16 protein-coding genes are annotated in these 17,498 nt (G+C 67.4%); 8 read left to right on the top strand and 8 right to left on the bottom strand.

The window, feature by feature from the left end:
* Nucleotides 1-67: 67 nt before the first annotated feature.
* Nucleotides 68-988 carry a methyltransferase domain-containing protein gene (locus tag ABZ942_RS37850; RefSeq protein WP_357390847.1) on the bottom strand — a complete coding sequence of 307 codons (921 nt, stop codon included), beginning with the start codon at nucleotides 986-988 and terminating at the stop codon, nucleotides 68-70.
* A gap of 94 nt (nucleotides 989-1,082) precedes the next feature.
* Here ABZ942_RS37850 and ABZ942_RS37845 point away from each other — a divergent pair, with 94 nt between their 5' ends.
* A complete protein-coding gene (locus tag ABZ942_RS37845) occupies nucleotides 1,083-1,733 on the top strand; it encodes a class I SAM-dependent methyltransferase (RefSeq protein ID WP_357390845.1) in 651 nt (216 codons plus the stop codon).
* On the opposite strand, the gene ABZ942_RS37840 is transcribed toward ABZ942_RS37845, so the two are convergent.
* Nucleotides 1,730-2,482, bottom strand: coding sequence for a GNAT family N-acetyltransferase (locus ABZ942_RS37840; protein ID WP_357390843.1), 753 nt, complete (start codon nucleotides 2,480-2,482; stop codon nucleotides 1,730-1,732). The genes ABZ942_RS37845 and ABZ942_RS37840 overlap by 4 nt on opposite strands.
* Nucleotides 2,483-2,612: 130 nt before the next feature.
* Here ABZ942_RS37840 and ABZ942_RS37835 point away from each other — a divergent pair, with 130 nt between their 5' ends.
* Complete coding sequence (locus tag ABZ942_RS37835) at nucleotides 2,613-3,323, top strand: M24 family metallopeptidase (protein ID WP_357390841.1); 711 nt, start codon at nucleotides 2,613-2,615, stop codon at nucleotides 3,321-3,323.
* A gap of 4 nt (nucleotides 3,324-3,327) precedes the next feature.
* Here the strand turns inward: ABZ942_RS37835 and ABZ942_RS37830 are convergent, their stop codons facing one another.
* Complete coding sequence (locus tag ABZ942_RS37830; RefSeq protein ID WP_357390839.1) at nucleotides 3,328-3,768, bottom strand: SRPBCC family protein; 441 nt, start codon at nucleotides 3,766-3,768, stop codon at nucleotides 3,328-3,330.
* A 217-nt stretch (nucleotides 3,769-3,985) separates the two neighbouring features.
* Here ABZ942_RS37830 and ABZ942_RS37825 point away from each other — a divergent pair, with 217 nt between their 5' ends.
* Complete coding sequence (locus ABZ942_RS37825; RefSeq protein WP_357390837.1) at nucleotides 3,986-5,593, top strand: FMN-binding glutamate synthase family protein; 1,608 nt, start codon at nucleotides 3,986-3,988, stop codon at nucleotides 5,591-5,593.
* Between the two features lie 3 nt (nucleotides 5,594-5,596).
* On the opposite strand, the gene ABZ942_RS37820 is transcribed toward ABZ942_RS37825, so the two are convergent.
* A complete protein-coding gene (locus ABZ942_RS37820; protein WP_357390835.1) occupies nucleotides 5,597-6,145 on the bottom strand; it encodes a nuclear transport factor 2 family protein in 549 nt (182 codons plus the stop codon).
* A 496-nt stretch (nucleotides 6,146-6,641) separates the two neighbouring features.
* Here ABZ942_RS37820 and ABZ942_RS37815 point away from each other — a divergent pair, with 496 nt between their 5' ends.
* Together ABZ942_RS37815 and ABZ942_RS37810 are read left to right on the top strand one after the other, a co-directional pair.
* On the top strand, nucleotides 6,642-7,856 hold the full coding sequence (locus ABZ942_RS37815) for an Ig-like domain-containing protein (RefSeq protein WP_357390833.1): 1,215 nt from the start codon (nucleotides 6,642-6,644) through the stop codon (nucleotides 7,854-7,856).
* A gap of 62 nt (nucleotides 7,857-7,918) precedes the next feature.
* Complete coding sequence (locus ABZ942_RS37810; protein ID WP_357390831.1) at nucleotides 7,919-9,310, top strand: pyridoxal-dependent decarboxylase; 1,392 nt, start codon at nucleotides 7,919-7,921, stop codon at nucleotides 9,308-9,310.
* A gap of 3 nt (nucleotides 9,311-9,313) precedes the next feature.
* On the opposite strand, the gene ABZ942_RS37805 is transcribed toward ABZ942_RS37810, so the two are convergent.
* Nucleotides 9,314-9,784: a helix-turn-helix domain-containing protein gene (locus tag ABZ942_RS37805; protein ID WP_357390829.1), complete on the bottom strand. Its 471-nt coding sequence runs from the start codon at nucleotides 9,782-9,784 to the stop codon at nucleotides 9,314-9,316.
* A gap of 105 nt (nucleotides 9,785-9,889) precedes the next feature.
* Between ABZ942_RS37805 and ABZ942_RS37800 the strand changes: the two genes are divergently transcribed.
* Nucleotides 9,890-11,140: a cytochrome P450 gene (locus ABZ942_RS37800; protein ID WP_357390827.1), complete on the top strand. Its 1,251-nt coding sequence runs from the start codon at nucleotides 9,890-9,892 to the stop codon at nucleotides 11,138-11,140.
* Here ABZ942_RS37800 and ABZ942_RS37795 read toward each other — a convergent pair whose 3' ends face one another.
* Entirely contained in the window at nucleotides 11,141-11,794 is a 654-nt protein-coding gene (locus ABZ942_RS37795; protein ID WP_357390825.1) for an SDR family NAD(P)-dependent oxidoreductase, read from the bottom strand.
* 232 nt (nucleotides 11,795-12,026) lie between these two features.
* On the opposite strand from ABZ942_RS37795, the gene ABZ942_RS37790 reads away from it, so the two are divergent.
* On the top strand, nucleotides 12,027-13,640 hold the full coding sequence (locus tag ABZ942_RS37790; RefSeq protein ID WP_357390823.1) for an LCP family protein: 1,614 nt from the start codon (nucleotides 12,027-12,029) through the stop codon (nucleotides 13,638-13,640).
* 3 nt (nucleotides 13,641-13,643) lie between these two features.
* On the opposite strand, the gene ABZ942_RS37785 is transcribed toward ABZ942_RS37790, so the two are convergent.
* Both ABZ942_RS37785 and ABZ942_RS37780 read right to left on the bottom strand, forming a co-directional pair.
* Nucleotides 13,644-14,096, bottom strand: a complete 453-nt coding sequence (locus tag ABZ942_RS37785; protein ID WP_357390821.1) for an SRPBCC family protein — start codon at nucleotides 14,094-14,096, stop codon at nucleotides 13,644-13,646.
* A 29-nt stretch (nucleotides 14,097-14,125) separates the two neighbouring features.
* Nucleotides 14,126-15,778, bottom strand: coding sequence for an FUSC family protein (locus ABZ942_RS37780; RefSeq protein ID WP_357390819.1), 1,653 nt, complete (start codon nucleotides 15,776-15,778; stop codon nucleotides 14,126-14,128).
* 106 nt (nucleotides 15,779-15,884) lie between these two features.
* Between ABZ942_RS37780 and ABZ942_RS37775 the strand changes: the two genes are divergently transcribed.
* Nucleotides 15,885-17,294 (top strand): amidase, encoded by a 1,410-nt coding sequence (locus ABZ942_RS37775; protein WP_357390817.1) that lies wholly within the window; start codon nucleotides 15,885-15,887, stop codon nucleotides 17,292-17,294.
* Nucleotides 17,295-17,498: the final 204 nt, after the last annotated feature.

Genomic DNA, 17,498 nt, shown 5'->3' with positions numbered 1-17,498 from the left:
GCGAGCTCGATCCTGGTTCAGGCCTGCGGTTTCGGCCGACCATCGAGCTCGCCGGGCGCGCGGAGCGTCAAATATCCTTGCCGCGCAACCGGTTGTCGATGCCCATGCTGCCGTCCAGTTCGAAGTCCCAGATGAGCATGGCGGGTACGCCTGCGCTCGCGGCCTGAGCGGCCTCCGGCACCATGCGGGCGAGGGACCATGGCCAAAGGTCCCAGGGGCCTGCGTCTTTCGTCGGGGCGGGTGCGGGCGCGGGTGGGAGGACTGGTTCTTCGCAGCGCCGTAGCTGGAACCCCGAGGACAGGGCGGCACGCAGGTAGTCGCCGACCAAGTAGCGATAGACCGGGATGCGGCCGGGTTGTCCCTCGGGGCTTCGGACGGTCGGAATCGACCCGCGCGCAACGGCTTCGGGATGGGTGTCGGTGATCACCAGGTGGCCGCCGGGGCGGAGGACCCTGGCGAACTCGGCCAGTATCGGGTCGAGCGACGAATTGTGGTTGAGCGCAAGGGCGCACACGACGAGATCCACCGTTGCGTCGTCTACCGGTAGCCGATGGAGGTCGCCGAGTAGGAATTCGGCTTCCGGAACTCGCGTGCGCGCCAGGGCGAGCATGTCAGGTGAGCTGTCCACGCCGATCACTTTGTGGCCGCGTTCGGCCAGCCACCGTGCGTACCTGCCGGTGCCGCATGCCGCGTCCAAGGCGACGCCGGTCGGGAGCGTGCCGACGATCTCCTGCACGATGGGTGTGTCGATCTGGAAGGCGACGTTGCCTGGGTCGTCGTATCGCGCCGACCAGTCCCGATACCCGGTGACGGTGTCGAATCGGTCGGCATGCACGGCGGCATCGACCAGCGACTCGTCCGCGAGTAGGGCGCGGACCTCGGCAAGGCGCGCGTCGACGAAGGCGCGGTCGTGCTCGCCGGTGAACGCGCGCAGTAGGGCGATGCCTTCCAGCCCGAGCAGGTAGGCCAGCGGATGTTCGTAGACCATGTGCGGTGAGGTTACGGAGCGGTCTTTTTGTGAGCCAGCGATTTTCGGAGCCGCGCGTTGACCTCAACCCTTGTTCAGGGTGAACCATGATGTCATGACTCGATCCGCCGATTTCTGGAATTCCGCTTACGACAACAACACCGCGCCGTGGGTGATCGGAGAACCACAGCCCGCGATCGTCGCGCTGGAGCGCGACGGCTGGATTCGCGGCCGGGTGCTCGACCCCGGTTCCGGCGCGGGTGAGCACACGATCCTGCTGACGAAGCTCGGCTATGACGTGCTCGGTATCGACCTGTCCGCCCGCGCGGTCGAGTTCGCTCGCGGAAACGCTGCCGCGCAAGGGGTTCCGGGCGCGCGGTTCGAGGTGGCCGATGCCATCGCGTTCGGCGCGGCCGCGGACGCGGCGACCTTCGACACGATCGTGGACAGCGCGCTGTTCCACGTCTTCGGCACCGAACCCGAGCCACGCGCCGCGTACGTGCGCAGCCTGCACGCCCTCTGCAAGCCCGGCGGGGTGGTCAATATCCTCGCGCTGTCCGATGCCGGACCCGGGTTCGGGCCGCAGATCAGCGACTCGGTGATCCGCGAATCGTTTGTCGACGGTTGGGAATTGGAGGATCTGCAGGCCACCCAGTATCGCGGCCGGGTCACCGCGTCCGCGCTCGAGCAGAAGCCGGACCTCGGCTTACCCGAGGGCAGTTCCATCGACGTGGTGGCGCGGCTGGCCCGGATTCGCCGCGTCTAGATGTCCATCCCGCCGTGACCGTCGGGGGTCGACTCATCGGTCTCGAGCTCAGCCCCTTTCGGATGCTCATCGGCGTGTGTCGGCTTGGTGTGCTCCTGCGCGAAATCCGGCTCCTGTTGCTGCACTTCGGCCGTCGTCCGGTCCTTATCTGGTCCGCTCATGCCCGCCGGATACCCGTCCGCGATGCGAGCATGCAGATGCATGTCGTGCCAGCCGTCGGCATGCAGTCCAGCGCTGCGCATGGTCCCTTCCAGGACGTAGCCGAGCTTGGCGGCGACTCGGCACGACGGTAGGTTCGCGACCGAATGGCTCAATTGCAGCCGATGGAACCCGACACCGAAGGCCCAGGTCGTCAGCGTGGCGATCGCGCGCGGCGTGACGGCCTGCCCGCGTGCGGCAGGTGCGGTCCAGTAGGCGACCTCTGCCTGGCCGCCGGCTAGCTGCAAGTCCTTCAGCGCGGCTCGGGCGACCAGTCGCCCGCTGGCGATATCGATGACCGCCCAATGGGCGCCGACGCCGACGCGCCACGTCCCCGCCCACCGTTCGATCCAGTCGCACACCTCGTCGATCGAATCCGCGCTGCGGACATGCCAGCGCTGGATCGAGGGATCGGCGAAGACCTCGAAGACCTCCGGTGCGTCAGCGACCGTCCACGGCCGGAGCACCAACCCATCGCCGGTCGCGAGCACCGGTTGCGCTGACTGCGTGAACATTTCGGCGGCGACCAAGTCGTCCGTCAATACTGGCATGGCGTCGATTCTTCCCGTCCGCAGCACGCTCGACGCAAGAAACGTGCTCCCGGCCGGGCGGGTCCGCAGGGTTGTCGCGCGTGCCGAATCACGGACGGACCAAGCGGTCTGAATGATCTAGGGTCGAATCATGGAGACGCTGGATGTGGTCGAGGCCGAGCGGGTTTCCGCCCTGCTGTCGGCGGAAGCCAATGCTGTTGCATTGTTCGATGAGGTCGTCGCTCGCGGGATCATCGCACCGGGCGTACGCGAATCGGTGGTCAGCGACGCGGTGCGCGATCTGGCCGACGAGATGTTCGGCACGCGACGGTTTTGGCACAAGCGGATCGTGCGGTCCGGCATCAATACGCTCGAGCCGTACAGCGCGAACCCGCCGGACCGGCTCATCGGCGCGGACGACATCTGCTTCCTCGACTTCGGGCCGATCTTCGCCGAATGGGAAGCCGACTTCGGCCGCACCTATGTGCTCGGCGACGATCCGGCCAAACTTGCCCTGCGGGACGCGCTCGAGCCGTTCTGGGAGCAGGGCCGGGCCTACTTCGACGCGCATCCCGATATCACCGGTGACCAGCTCTACACCTGGGTCGCCGAGCAGGCGGCCGAGCAAGGGTGGGAGCTGACCGCGGAGATCGCCGGACACCTGGTCGGCGAATTCCCGCACAAGCAGATCTCCGGCACCGAGGTCGCCTCGTATGTCGCGGCCGGTTCGACCCCGCCGATGCGGCGCCTCGATCCCAAAGGCCGGATCTGCCATTGGATTCTGGAAATCCATCTGGTGGATCGCGCGAACAACATCGGCGGATTCTTCGAGCAACTCCTCGATATCCGGCCTGCGGTGTAGTCGCTCAGCGCTCGGCGGCGGCCGCGATGTCGTCGAGGTCGCGGCGGAGCATGCGGCGGGTGGGGCCCTCGAAGAGTTTGCCGATGAAGGCGGCTGTGCGGCCGACCGTGCCGTGCGGGCGCCCCTCGAACCCCATGGCCAGCAGGGTGTTCGAGCCCTGCGCCGTGAGGGTGAAGATGGAGCGATAGTGGGTGCCGTGCGAATCGGCTTCGATGGTGTAGGACTGGCCGGGCACGATGGCCGTCACGGTCATGGTCTCGGTGGATTCCTTACCGAACGCGACCCGCGTTTCCTTCCACGAGGTGCCGATCTCGAAGCCGGTTCCGCCATCGAGACGCTCCAGCCGGGAGATACCCCTGATCACCTCGGCGGTCCGATCGAGATCGGTGATCACCGCCCAGACCCGCTCCGGCGGCACGGCGATCTCGCGCGTAACCGTGATCATCGCCAAAACGTGCCTCCTCCGGCCATCGACACCCGGCCGCCGTCGACCGCACTACGGCAATTTCTATCAGAGCCCCACCGGTTCGGGCGAGGTGCCGCCCGATTCGCCCGCCGCCGCGACAACTGGACCTGCTCTTGGTCGCGCATTTGGACGGAATCGCTCAGTAGGATCGGTCGAGGGTGCTGCCCGAAACCGCGTTCGATCCGAAGGATGGCCGATGCTGCGTTTCTTCCTGTTCGGCGCGCTGGTGCCCGCCGTGCTGATCGTCGGCTTCGCCGCCGTGATCGGCGGTTGGGCCTGGACGGTGGTGCTCGTCCTGCTCGGGGCACTGCTGCTGCTCGGTATCTACGATCTGCTGCAGCGCAAGCACTCGCTGCTGCGGAACTATCCGCTGCTCGGGCATCTGCGCTATCTGCTCGAGGAGATCCGGCCCGAGATCCAGCAGTATTTCGTGGAGCGCAATTTCGACGGACGCCCCTACGATCGCGAGGTCCGATCGACGATCTACGAGCGCGCCAAGGGAATTCACGGCGAGCAGTCGTTCGGCACCGAGCGCGACCTCAGCGCGATCGGCAGCGAGTACCTGGTGCACTCGATCGCGCCGGTACCCGAACCCGACGAACCGCCCCGGGTGCTGGTGGGCGGGCCGGATTGCACCAAACCGTACGCGATGTCGCTGATGAACGTCTCGGCGATGAGCTTCGGCGCGCTGTCGGCCAATGCCATCCGCGCGTTGAATCGCGGTGCGGCCCTTGGCGGTTTCGCACACGACACGGGCGAGGGCGGGCTCACCACCTACCACCTCGAAGGCGGCGGCGACCTGATCTGGGAACTGGGGTCGGGCTACTTCGGCGCGCGCACCGCGGCAGGCGATTTCGATCCGGCCCAGTTCGCCGACAAGGCGGCCGACGACCGGATCAAGGCAATCTCGTTGAAGCTCAGTCAAGGTGCGAAGCCGGGCATCGGCGGCGTGCTGCCCGCCGCGAAGGTGACCGCGGAGATCGCGGGCTTCCGCGGCGTGCCCGCGCACGTGAAATGCGTGAGCCCGCCGATGCATTCGGCCTTCTCCACGCCGCGCGAGATGATCGAGTTCATCGCGCGTCTGCGCGAGCTTTCCGGCGGGAAGCCGGTGGGCTTCAAACTCTGCGTCGGCTCCCGGATCGACGTCATCGCGTTCTGCAAAGCGATGGTGGCCGAAGGCATCACCCCGGACTTCATCACCGTCGACGGCGCCGAGGGCGGAACCGCCGCCGCGCCACTGGAATACGAGGACAACGTCGGCCTGCCGCTCACCGACGGGCTGATGACCGTGCACAACGCGCTGGTCGGCACCGGGCTGCGCGACCGGATCAAGTTGGGCGCCAGCGGAAAGGTCGCCACCGCAAGCGATATCGTCATCCGCCTCATCCAGGGCGCCGACTTCACCAACTCCGCACGGGCCATGATGATGGCGGTCGGCTGCATCCAGGCCATGATGTGCCACACCAACAAATGCCCGGTCGGCGTGGCCACCCAGGACCCCAAGCGCGCCCGCGCACTCGACGTGGCGGACAAGAGCATTCGCGTCCAGCGCTACCACGAGGCGGTCGTCGCGCAGGCCGTCGGCCTGATGGCCACCCTCGGCGTCCAGCACCCGGCCGACCTGACCCCGCACATGCTCCGGAAACGGGTGTCCACCACCATCGTTCGCTCCTATGCCGAACTGTACGAATGGCTCTCCCCCGGCGAGCTGCTCGCCGACACCCCGGCGGCCTGGCGCGACGACTGGAACTACGCCTCGGCCGACTCGTTCCGGATCAACGCGCCGCATCCCGCCGCGCGATGAGCGTCAGGCGACTTCGCTCTGCTCAGTCACGCAGCCGCGGTGCGCGGCGACGCCATATCCCGGCACATTGATGCCCGGTACGTCCGCGCCCAACGCGATGATCTGGTTCAACGTATTGTGATGCTGCTGCACTTCGGCGATCTGGCCGTCCTGGAAGCGGATCTCACTGAGAAACGTTGCGTGGTAAGGGCGTTGGCTCTCCAGCGCGGTGAAGTCACCCTCGATGTTGGCGAACCAGGAGTGCGGCGCGGCGAACGGGCGCACCGCAATACGGCACAGGCTGCCGGGCTGCCACAGTTCGGCGCTCCACCACAGCATGCTCTCGCCCAGCTCGTCGCGGCCCTCGATGGTGTCCGGCAGGCCGGGTAGCTGCCACGGCGCGTGGAATCGCACGTCGGCGGTGACCAGGTCCAGGATCTGCTCGTGGTCCTGCAGGAACAGCAGCTCGTAGAAGCGTTCGATCGCGGCGCGTTCGAGGGCCGCGTCCGGTAGCCCGGTGGCGCCGTTGCTCCGGGTGCCGATACGTCTCCGGTCCTGCGGAGCGGTTGTCATGCTGATCATCACAAGCCTTCCCATCGTGCCGGTCGATCACTCGAAGATGAGTCAGCAAATCATGAGCAAACATCGGCCGTCAATGAGTATTCGGCGAATCCGCTGTGGTGCTCACCACTGGTCAGCACCGGTTCGGGTGACCCGCCGGGTCGGGCGTCCGTTTGCTGATCCGTGACGGCGGTCATAGCCTTGAATTGTTCGCATGGAGGTCGAGCCGCGTCACCGGAGCCGGGGTTCGGCGAACACCTCGGGGGGCGAAGCAATACCGCTATACCTTGATCGGGGCTATTCGATGTCGACGATTCTCTACGTCCTTCTCCAGCCGTTCCTCGGCGAACAGGCCGCCCAGCAGTTGGCCACCGACTTCATGTTCGGCCCGAGCAACTGACGACGGTCCCGCGCGGGCAAGGCAGCGCCGTCGGGCCGCTAAACTGCTGAGCGGGACAGTAAGTCGAGGGTGCGCAGCGGGAAGCGCACGGCGAACACAGGAGAAATCATGTCGAGTCGCCGCTTCCGATCCAGTGTTGCCGGGATAGTCATCCTGGTCACCGCATTGGTGGTTGCCGGTTGTTCAGCGTCGGAGTCGAAGAAGCCTGGAGCGGCCGACCCCGCGCCGCCCGCTATCTCCATCACCCCGGCGTCGGGCGCGAAAAATGTCGATCCGAAGACTCCGGTCCAGGTGACCGCGGGTGACGGCGTGCTGACCTCGGTCACCATGACCAACGAGAAGGGCAAGCCCATCGAGGGCATCTTCACGCCGGACAAGACGGCGTGGAAGCCCACCGAACCGGTCGGCTACGGCCACTCCTACACGATCACCGCCGAGGGACTCACGATCACCGGCCGCAGTGGCCCGCTGACCTCGACCTTCTCCACATTGACACCGAACAACCAGACCAAGGTCTACTTCGAGACCACCGGCGGCGGGCTGCTCGACGGCGGCACCTTCGGCGTCGGCGCGGTGATCGCCGCGCACTTCGACGAGGACGTGCCGGATCGGGCGCTCGCCGAGAAGCGGCTGCAGGTCACCACGACCCCGCCGCTGGAGGGCTCCTGGTATTGGCTCGACAATCAGCACGTGCACTGGCGGCCGAAGGAGTACTACCCGTCCGGCACGAAGGTGACGGTCGCGGCAAACATCTACGCGGTCGACCTCGGCGGCGGCCTGTACGGCCAGGAGGACACCAAGGCGTCGTTCACCATCGGCGCCTCGCACGTGTCCATCGCCGACGACAACACCAAGCAGGTCCAGGTGTTCGAGGACGGCAAGATGATCCGTTCCATGCCCACCTCGATGGGCATGGGCGGCAGTGAGAACGTCGGCGGCAAGACCATCACCTTCTGGACCCAGCCCGGCGTCTACACGGTGATGAGCAAGGCCAACCCGGTGGTCATGGACTCGTCCACCTTCGGGCTGCCGGTCAACTCCCGGCTCGGCTACAAGGAATCCATCAACTGGGCGACCCGGATCAGCACCGACGGCATCTACCTGCACGAGCTGGCGTCCACGGTGTGGGCGCAGGGCAATACCGACACCTCGCACGGCTGCCTGAACCTCAGCCCGGACAACGCGCGATGGTTCTACGACTTCGCGGTTCCCGGCGACGTGGTGGAGGTGCGCAATACCGGTGGCGCGCCGCTCGACGTCTGGCAGAACGGCGACTGGGGCCTGCCGTGGGATCAGTGGCAGGCGGGCAGCGCGCTCAAGTAACAAGGCCAGCACCTGCCGACTGGCTCCCGACAACCCGGGAGTGCGGCTCGTAGCGTCGGGGTGTGGATGAAAACCTTGCCGCCGACCTCGCCGAGTTGCCCGCACTGCTGGATGCGGTGCGTGAGTCGGCGACGGACCTGTTGACCGGTATCGAGACACGGCCGGTTGCGCGGGCCCCGAAAGAGGTAGGGCCCGCACAACTTCCGGAACACGGCATCGGCCTGGGCCGGGCACTCGCACTGTTCCGCGAGCGCTGGGAGCCGCAGTTCTCGGGTAGCGCGGGCCCGCGCTATTTCGGTTTCGTCACCGGCGGCGCCACCCCGGCGGCAGTCGCGGGCGATTGGCTCACCGGGGTGCTCGATCAGAACGCGATGTCGGGTGAGGATTCCGCGGCGATCGAGTTGGAACACCAGACGGTGGACTGGATCGGGCGGCTGTTCGGGCTGGAGCAGCACACCGGGGCGTTCGTCAGCGGGGCGACGATGTCGAATTTCGTCGGCCTGGCTATCGCGCGGGAGTGGCTGGGCGAACAGCTGGGAATTTCGGTGGCGCAGGCCGGAGTCGGCGCGCTGGGGCCGGTGCACGTGCTGTCGGGGACGCCGCATTCCAGCATCGTCAAGTCGTTGTCCATGCTCGGAATCGGCCGTGACAGTGTGCAGTTGGTACCGACCATGCCCGGCCGGGAGGCCGTCGACGTGGACCGGCTGGTCGAGGCCCTCGCGGCGCTGGACGGCCGGCCCGCCATTGTGGTCGCCAATGCGGGCACGGTGAACACCGTCGACTTCGACGACCTGCGCGCGATTGCCGCACTGCGCCAACGGTATCCGTTCTGGCTGCATGTCGACGGCGCGTTCGGCGCGTTCGCGGCGCTGGCATCGGAGCACGCCGCGCTGGTCGACGGGCTCGACGAGGCGGATTCGGTCTGCGTCGATCTGCACAAGTGGCTCAACGTGCCCTACGACGCGGCGGTCCAGTTCACCCGGCACCGGGATCTGCAGCTGCGCGTCTTCCTGAATTCCGCCGCGTATCTGACCCCGCCCACCGGCACACCGGATTTCGGGCATCTGGTGCCGGAGAACTCGCGGCGGCTGCGTGCGCTCGCCGCCTGGTTCTCGCTCACCGCGTATGGTCGCGATGGTCACCGGGATATCGTGCAGCGCAACATCTCCGGTGCTGATAACCTCGCTGAGCAGCTCACCGCGACCGGGCTACTGCGGCTGGTCGCGCCGGTCCGGCTCAACGTCGTGTGTTTCACGCTGGCCGACCGGCCCACTACCGAGCGGGTGCACGCGCTGGTCGATGCGATCGCCGAGTCCGGCGAAACCTTTGTGACACCAACGGTTTACGAGGGACTACCGGCGATTCGCGCCGCGTTCAGCAACTGGCGAACGACCGACACCGACGTGGATCGAGCGGCCAAGGCGATCGCCGCGGCAGCACTCGCCCTCGGTTGATCGTCAGCTCGCCACTTCGGTGGCGGGCGGCGGATGAAAGCCGGGACCGGGCTGCGGTTCGACGTCGCGGGGATCGAGTTCGGTGCGGCAGTGGTCGCACACCAGCAGCGGCGTGATCGGGTGGCCGCAGGTGCGGTGTTCGAGGATCAGCGGCGGACCGTCCGGCTCGGCCAGGTGCCGGTCACCCCACGCCGACATGGCGATGATGATCGGGTACAGCTCGCGCCCCGCGGCGGTGAGGTGGTAGTCGACGCGGCCGCCGCCCTCGTCGGTGCGGGCGAAGATGCCCGCGTCGATCAGCATGCGCAGGCGGCTGGTGAGCAGGTTGCGATTGGTGATGCCGATATTGCGGGCGAAATCGCTGAACCGGCGCACACCGAAGAACGCCTCGGCGATGACCAGCATGGTCCACCGGTCGCCGAGCAGCTCGACGACGCGGGTCACCGAATCGTCGGCCGGGCGTCGAATGGTCATCCGGATATCTTCGCATTCACTGTTGGTATTGCATTCCTACTGTCGGTATCGGAATAATACTACTCAACCGCGCAGCCGGTTGCCGGTCTTCGAGGTGGGAGTTTCATGACGTCAGCAGAAGAGTCGAGCGCCGACTACGTCCGTTTGCTCGATCCCGCGGTGCGGCCGAATCCCTACCCCCTGTTCGCACGGTTGCGGGAGCGCGGGCCGTTCCGGATCGGCACCGCGCCGGTGGTCATCGTGCCCGGGCACGCCGACTGCGCGGCGGTGCTGCGCGACCCAGGGGTGAGCGTCGACCGCTCGCTGGCGAAGCTGCAACTGGGCTCGATGCCGATCTACGACGCGACGAAAACCACTGCAGACCAGGTGAAGCCGTCGTTCCTGTTCCTCGATCCGCCGGACCACACCCGGCTGCGGCGGCTGGTGTCGAAGGCCTTCACCCCGCGGGTGGTGCAGCAGCTCGAACCCCGGATCGCCGAGATCGTCGACGACATCCTCGACAAGCACTCGGCGGCAGGGACATTCGACGCCGTCACCGAGTTCGCCTATCCGCTGCCGGTGACCGTCATCTGCGAACTGCTCGGCGTGCCGCTGGAAGACGAAGCGCAGCTGAGTCATTGGTCCTCGCTGCTGTCTCGCACGCTGGATCCGACGTCGCGGCAGGCCGCCGAGTACCAGGCCGATCCCGCCGAATTACAGCGCGCCGGAACCGAACTCAGCATCTATTTCGAGCGGCTGACCGAACGCCGCCGCGCCACACCGGGACCCGACCTGCTGTCGCAGCTGCTCGCGGCAGAGGACGCCGGAGACATGCTCAGCCACGAGGAGCTGATCTCCACCTGTGCGCTGCTGCTCGTCGCGGGACACGAGACCACGGTCAACCTCATCGCCAACGCGACCCTCGCGCTGCTGCGCCGCCCCGGCGAACTCGCCGCCCTGCGCGCGAATCCCGAACGCGCACAGGGCGTTGTCGAGGAGACGCTGCGCTTCGATCCGCCGGTGCAGCTGATCCCGCGCATCGCCGCCGACGACCTGACGGTGGGCGAGCTCGCCGTCCGGCGCGGCGATCTGGTGGTGATGCTGGTCGCGGCCGCGCAGCGCGACCCCGCCGCGTTCCCCGATCCGGACCGCTTCGACCCGGTCCGCGACAACCGGCACCTGGCGTTCGGACTCGGCGCCCACTTCTGTCTGGGCGCTCCGCTGGCCCGGCTGGAAGCGCGGGTGGCGCTCACCCGGTTCGCGCAACGCGTCGAATCGCCGCGCCTGCCCACGGATCCGCCGGTGTATCGCGAACACGTGAACCTGCGCGGTCCGGCGCACATGCCGATCGAGTTCGCAGCGATCCTGCCGCGCTAGTCAGCCGTCGTAGGAGACATGCGGCGTCCAGTCGTCCAGGGGCCGGACGGCGGCGGCGTGCAGCGCCACTGCGACCCGCTCCCTGGTGAACCCGCCCTCGCCGAGCACACCGTTGATCTGCACGGCAACGGCCCGAAAACCCTTGGGCGCCAAGGTGGTATCCAAGCTGGTGACCAGATTGCGGACCGCCGCCTTCTGCACGCCAAGCGACGCGGCCTGATTCCACGGCTTGTCCGCCGCCGCGCTCCCGGTGACCAGCACCCGCGCGCCCTCGGCGAAGAACGGCAGCGCCGACTGCACGGCGGGCAGCAGCGCGGCGGCGCCGATGGTGAAGTCCTCGATCAACTCCGGCACCGACAGCTGCAACGGATCCGCCTGGCGGAACATGCTCGGGTTGAAATGCAGCACGTCGATCCGGCCATGCTGCTCCCCCACCGCGGTCACCACGCGGGCAATATCGGCCGGATCGGACAGATCGACGCCGACTCCCTCCGCATCGAAACCCTCGCCGCGTAACTGTGCGGCCAGCGGCTCGGCCTCCTCCGGCAGCCGAGCGGCCAGGAACACCGCATAACCGTCATCGGCGAAGAGTCGGGCAACAGCCAATCCGACACCGGGACCGGCGCCGAGCACGAGAAGCACGGGAGCAGACATGATCTCGAGCCTAGAGGCGACGCGGTGATCCCGGCCAGAAGTTGCTGGACAGTCGCCGTGCCGGGGGTGCGGCGCACCGGGTGACTGTCGCGAACGGCGCTACCTAACCGCCGATGATCTGGGTATTACGCGCGCGTGCGTACTCTCGAACGGGTCGGACAAGGAACAAGACGGCGAGGAACGATCCGTGGCGCGAGTGCCGAGAAGAGCGCAGGGCACAGAGTCTGCGGCGTTGAACGATGACGACACAGTCGAGTTTGCCCGGGTCACCGACCCGCCCGCGCGGCCAGCGCGGCATCGACGTGCCGCACCGAAACAGCGCCGGGCCTCGGCAAAACCGCGTGTCGCGGCAAAACCGCACCGGGCCCGGCAGGCGGCGAAGGTCGCGGTGCGGGTGGTCGTCTCGGTCACCGCGCTCGCCGTGCTGTCCGGTACCGGGTTCGCCTGGTCGGCCAAGGTCGACTTCAACAACGGGTTCAATCGCTCGGACGCGATCGGCGCCGACGCACCGCACTCGCTCGGCGGCGATCTCAACATCCTGCTGATCGGCCTGGACACCCGCAAGGATCAGAACGGCAACAACCTACCGAAGGAGATCCTCGACCAGCTGCACGCGGGCGACGGCGACGAGGGCGGCTACAACGCCAACTCGCTCATCCTGCTGCACATTCCGGCGAACATGCAGCACATCGTCGCGTTCTCCATCCCGCGTGACGACTACGTCGCGGTGTCGAACATCCCCGGCTACGACCACGTCAAGATCAAAGAGGCGTACGGCCTGAAGAAGGCGGCGGCGGAGGCCAAGCTGATCGCCAACGGCGAGAAGGATCAGGTCACCCTGGAACGCGCGGGCCGCGAGGCGGGGCGGGCCTCCATCGTGTCCGCCGTGCGCAATCTGACCGGCGTGCCGATCGACCGGTTCGCCGAGGTAGCCCTCGCCGGTTTCTACCACCTGGCCGAGGCGCTGGGCGGCGTCGACGTGTGCCTGAACCACGCCGTGGACGACAGCTACTACTCCGGCGCCAAGTTCCCCGCCGGGCCACAGCACCTCAACGGATCCGACGCGCTCGCGTTCGTCCGGCAGCGCCACGAATTGGAGAACGGCGACCTCGACCGGACGCATCGGCAGCAGGCGTATCTCACCTCGGTCGCCAAGTCGCTCAAGGATTCCGGGACGCTGACCGATATCGGCAAGCTGACCGCGCTGATGCGGGTGGCGCACCAGGATGTGGTGCTGTCCGACGGCTGGGACCTGCTCGATTTCGCGCAGAACCTCGGGGGTGCCGGATCGATGGCGGTCGAGTTCCGGACGCTGCCCGTCTTGCGCTACGACAACATCAACGGTCAGGACGTCAACATCATCGATCCGGCCGCCATCAAGAAGGAAGTACGGGCCGGGTTCGGGATCGAAACGCCGACCAGCACACCGGCGCACCCGCCGACCAGCACGGTCGATGTGAAGAACGCGGGCAGCGTGGCCGGCATGGCCGGAAAGCTGTCGGCAGCGCTGACGAACCGCGGTTATCGCGAGGGCGAAGTCGGGAACCTGGGTAGCAGCACCACGACGACCACGGTGACCTATGGCACGGGTGCCGAGGCGGACGCCACGCAATTGGCCGAAACGCTGGGCGGACTCACGGCGACCGCCTCGTCGAACGTCCAGGCCGGACACATTCAGGTCGTCATCGGGAGCGACTTCACGATGCCCACCGAATTGACCACGAGCTCGAACTCGACCAGTGCGACAACGACGTCGACCACGCAGACGACCACCGCCGATCCCGCCCCTGACTCAGGTAAGCCCGTCACGACGACGATCGGCGGCACGATTCCCTGCGTGAACTGACCGCTACTCGACGAACGCCTTGATCCGGTTCAGCGTCTCGCGCATCCCGTCGACGTTCGTCTTGTTGCGCGCCCGACCGGCCACCAGCCAGTACACCCGCAACACCGGGTTGTTGTGCAGGTGGAACGATTCGGTGACGTCGGTGCCACCCTCGACCGGCTCGAATCGATAAGACCAGGTATTGACCGATACCCCGCCGGGCCCGAGCACCGTGAACGCGAACTCACGCCCTGGCTCGCACGCGATGATCCGGCACACGGTCCAGTACTTCAGCCCCCAGCCGTTGCGGTTGACGTGTCCACGGAACTTCGCGCCGACGGCGGGTTCGGTAGCGCCGCCGAGCCATTCGGCCGCGAACGTCTCCGGACTGAACCGTCCCGTATTCCTGATATCGCTGACCAGCGGCCAGATCTTGTCGGCGGGCGCGGCCATTCGCACTGTCACACTGTCCTGCATGCTCGAACGCTAGCAGCCGTAAACATTCACTACCGGGTGTCGGAAAGCGGCGTCAGTGCGTCGAAGGCGGCGTCCCAGCGGTCCGGATCGGCCAGCAGTGCGCCGGGCGGCAGTTCCCAGTAGGCGGCGAGCAGGTCGTAGCCGAGGTGGGCGGTGGCGGCGTGGGTGGGCCAGTGCGCGGTGGTCCACTGCAGATCCTCGGTGGCCGAGTCGATTCCGGTGCGCGCGACGCCGACCAGTTCGAATTGCAGCTGCTGGATCAGCGCGACCGCGGGGGCGCCGGCGGGCTCGGTGCGTGACAGTTTCAGCAAGGCCCGAGCGACGGCGCAGACTCGAATTTCGATCCAGCGGAAGGTGCGTCGATGTGCGCGCGGCACGACGACGTGTGGGACGAGTACCGCGACGCCGACGCCGATCACGGTCTCGATGAATCGATCTCGGATCAGCGGCGCGACGGCACCGTCGGGGGTCGAACCGACCGCGAGCAGCGCGATCGGGGTGATGAAGATAGCGGCGAGCGCGTAGTTGCGCGGGACGAACAGCTCCATGCAGAACAGCAGCGCGGCCACCAGCGCGATGAGGGCGTAGCCGGTGAACGCGAGCTGGTGCATCAGGCCGAAGAGCACCAACCCGATGACCGTACCGACGAAGCGGTGGATGCCGCGCACCTTGCCGCGGACTCGATCTGGGCCGATCTGCAACACCATCAGCGCGGTGAACACGGCCCAGTGCGGCCGGTCCTGACCGAGCAGCGCGCTGAGTCCGCCGGCGACCAGGCAGGCGATGCCGACGCGGAACGCGCTGATGGTGGCGTGCGAATCGAAGGAGAGGGAGCGGCGCAGCCGAAACCAGACGCCGGGGCGGACGAACGAGATCAGCGGGTCGACGACCAGGTCGTTGGTGTCGTCGTAGGCCGGGCCGGCGAGCCGTCGGCGGGCCGCGACCAGGGTGGCCAACAGTTCCGAATCAGGTGCTCGGCTCGGCAGTCCCGCGTCGTAGACCGCGGCCCAGGCCTCCGCGACAGCGCTGCCCGCCTGATGCCGCAGGTCGATCGCGGGTTGACCGGATGACCGCGCCGACAGGTAAGAGTCGACCGCGCGGATCGCGGCTTCGACGGCGACCCGTTCGGGCTTGCGCCGATCACGCAGCACTCCGGCCATCGACGCGAGTACCGACGCGCCGACGCCGAATGCCGTGCAGGACAACAGCGCCGCAGTCGATATGCCTGCCTCGGCGGCCATCATGGCGCCGCCGCAGGCGATCACGAAAAGCAGGGCACCTGGCGGGCCGAGTCGCAGCGCATCGATCGCGTAGACGGCAGCGACCGCGACGACCGTCAGGAGGGCCACCGTGAGCAGCGAAGCGCCGAGCCCACCGGAGAGCCCGTGCCCGAGCAGTGCACCGACGCCGCAGGACGCGAGCAGCGCGAGACCCGCGGCGAGCACCACTCCCGCACGCATGCGATACGCCCTGCGCTCCCCGTACATCACCGCGAAGGCACCGAACAGCACGAACAACGCCTGCTGCGGGTGCCCGGTCGCGACGACCACCGCGGCAGGCAGCGCGAAGGCCAGCGCGGACCGCAGACCGGGACTCCAGCGCCGTCCCGCAGGCGGAAGCGCGAACAGCAGCGCGCCGATTCGCCCCTGCGGCGGCAGCGGGTCGGAGACCGACTGGACCATGTCCTTCCTTCCTGATCGTCAAGCGGGGTTGCCGTTCCACCGTATGCGCGTGACGGCCGCCACTGGACAGACGGTCCGCCGCGTGGCGCGCGGCTAGATTCGAAGAGTGACCGCTGACGCGCAACCCACCCGCATCCATTCCTTCGCCGACGACGCGCTCGGCGAGCACGATGCGGTCGCATTGGCCGAGCTGGTGCGCAGCGGGGAACGCAGTCCGCGCGAGCTCGCCGCGGCGGCGGTGGCACGCGCGCGGAAGGTCGAGGAGTTGGCGGCGGTCGCGTACGAGAGTTACGAGAAGCCGCTGCTGCCCGCCGAACGGACCGGGCGGTTGTACGGGGTCCCGACGTTCGTGAAGGACAATGCCGACATCGCCGGAATGCCGACCAACCAGGGCGCCCAGGCGTTCCAGGCCAAACCCGCGCGGGCGCACGGCGCGTACCCGCGCCAATTCCTCAGTGCCGGAATGACAGTGCTCGGCAAGAGCACGCTGCCCGAGTTCGGCTTCAACGCGACCACCGAGCCGCCGTTCGCCCGGCCGACCCGAAACCCTTGGCACACCGGCTATTCGGTGGGTGGGTCGTCCGGCGGATCGGCGGCATTGGTCGCGTCCGGGGTGGTGCCGATCGCGCACGGCAACGACGGTGGCGGATCGATCCGTATTCCGGCGGCCTGCGCCGGGCTGGTCGGACTGAAGCCGAGCCGGGGCCGGCACATCGATTCGGCGATGGCGCGCAAGCTGCCGGTCAATATCGTCAGCGAAGGCGTGCTGACCAGGACGGTGCGCGATACCGCCGCGTATACCGCTGCGGCGGAACAGTATTGGCGCAATCCCGCGCTGCCGCCGATCGGGTACGTCGAGGGCCCGGGCACCAAGCGGCTACGCATCGCACTGCTGCTGGAGAACATCGGCGGCCCAGTGCCCGCCGGACCGATCCGGGACGCCGTCGAAAAGGTCGCTGTCACACTGGAATCCCACGGACACCACGTCGAGCCCGTGCCGATGCCGTTCGATAACACGCTCGAAACAGCATTCCTCCAGTACTGGGGCCTACTCGCCACCTTGATCGCCTCCACCGGCAAGCTCGCCGACCGCCACTTCGACACCGCCCGCCTCGACGACCTAACCCTCGGCCTACGCCGCTACTTCCTACGCAGCGCCTGGCGCACCCCCATCATGCTGCACCGACTACGCGCCGCAGCCGCCACATACCAACGCGCCCTAGGCCCTTACGACGCCGTACTCCTCCCCACCCTCGGCCGCCAAACCCCCGAACTCGGCTACCTCAGCCCCACCGTCCCCTTCGACGACCTACTAGACCGCCTACGCACCTACGTGTCATTCACCCCGATCAACAACATCACCGGCACCCCCGCCATCACCATCCCAGCAGACCGCACCCCCACCGACCTACCCATCGGCGTCCAATTCGCCAGCACCCACGGCAACGAACGCACCCTCCTAGAACTCGCCTACCTCCTCGAAGCCGAACACCCTTTCCCCCACCTAAACCGCTAGCCAATCCCCAATCCTCCAAACCAGTTCGGGCTTCGCACACCACTTTCATCCGTCACACACCCGCCAACATCTCGACAGCTGCGCGAAGGGTGAAGCATGTGCGCGAGGAACACCACCCTCCGCCAAAGATCTGCACTCTCTCTCGGGATCAGCACCGACTCTAGGGCCCTATTCCGAGTGCAGATCCCGAGTGAGAGTGCAGAT

The organism is Nocardia sp. NPDC046473, assembly GCF_040645995.1.
Taxonomy (GTDB): Bacteria; Actinomycetota; Actinomycetes; order Mycobacteriales; family Mycobacteriaceae; genus Nocardia.
Note: the sequence above shows the minus strand (reverse complement) of the source record. Positions and strands in the feature narration are given on the sequence as shown.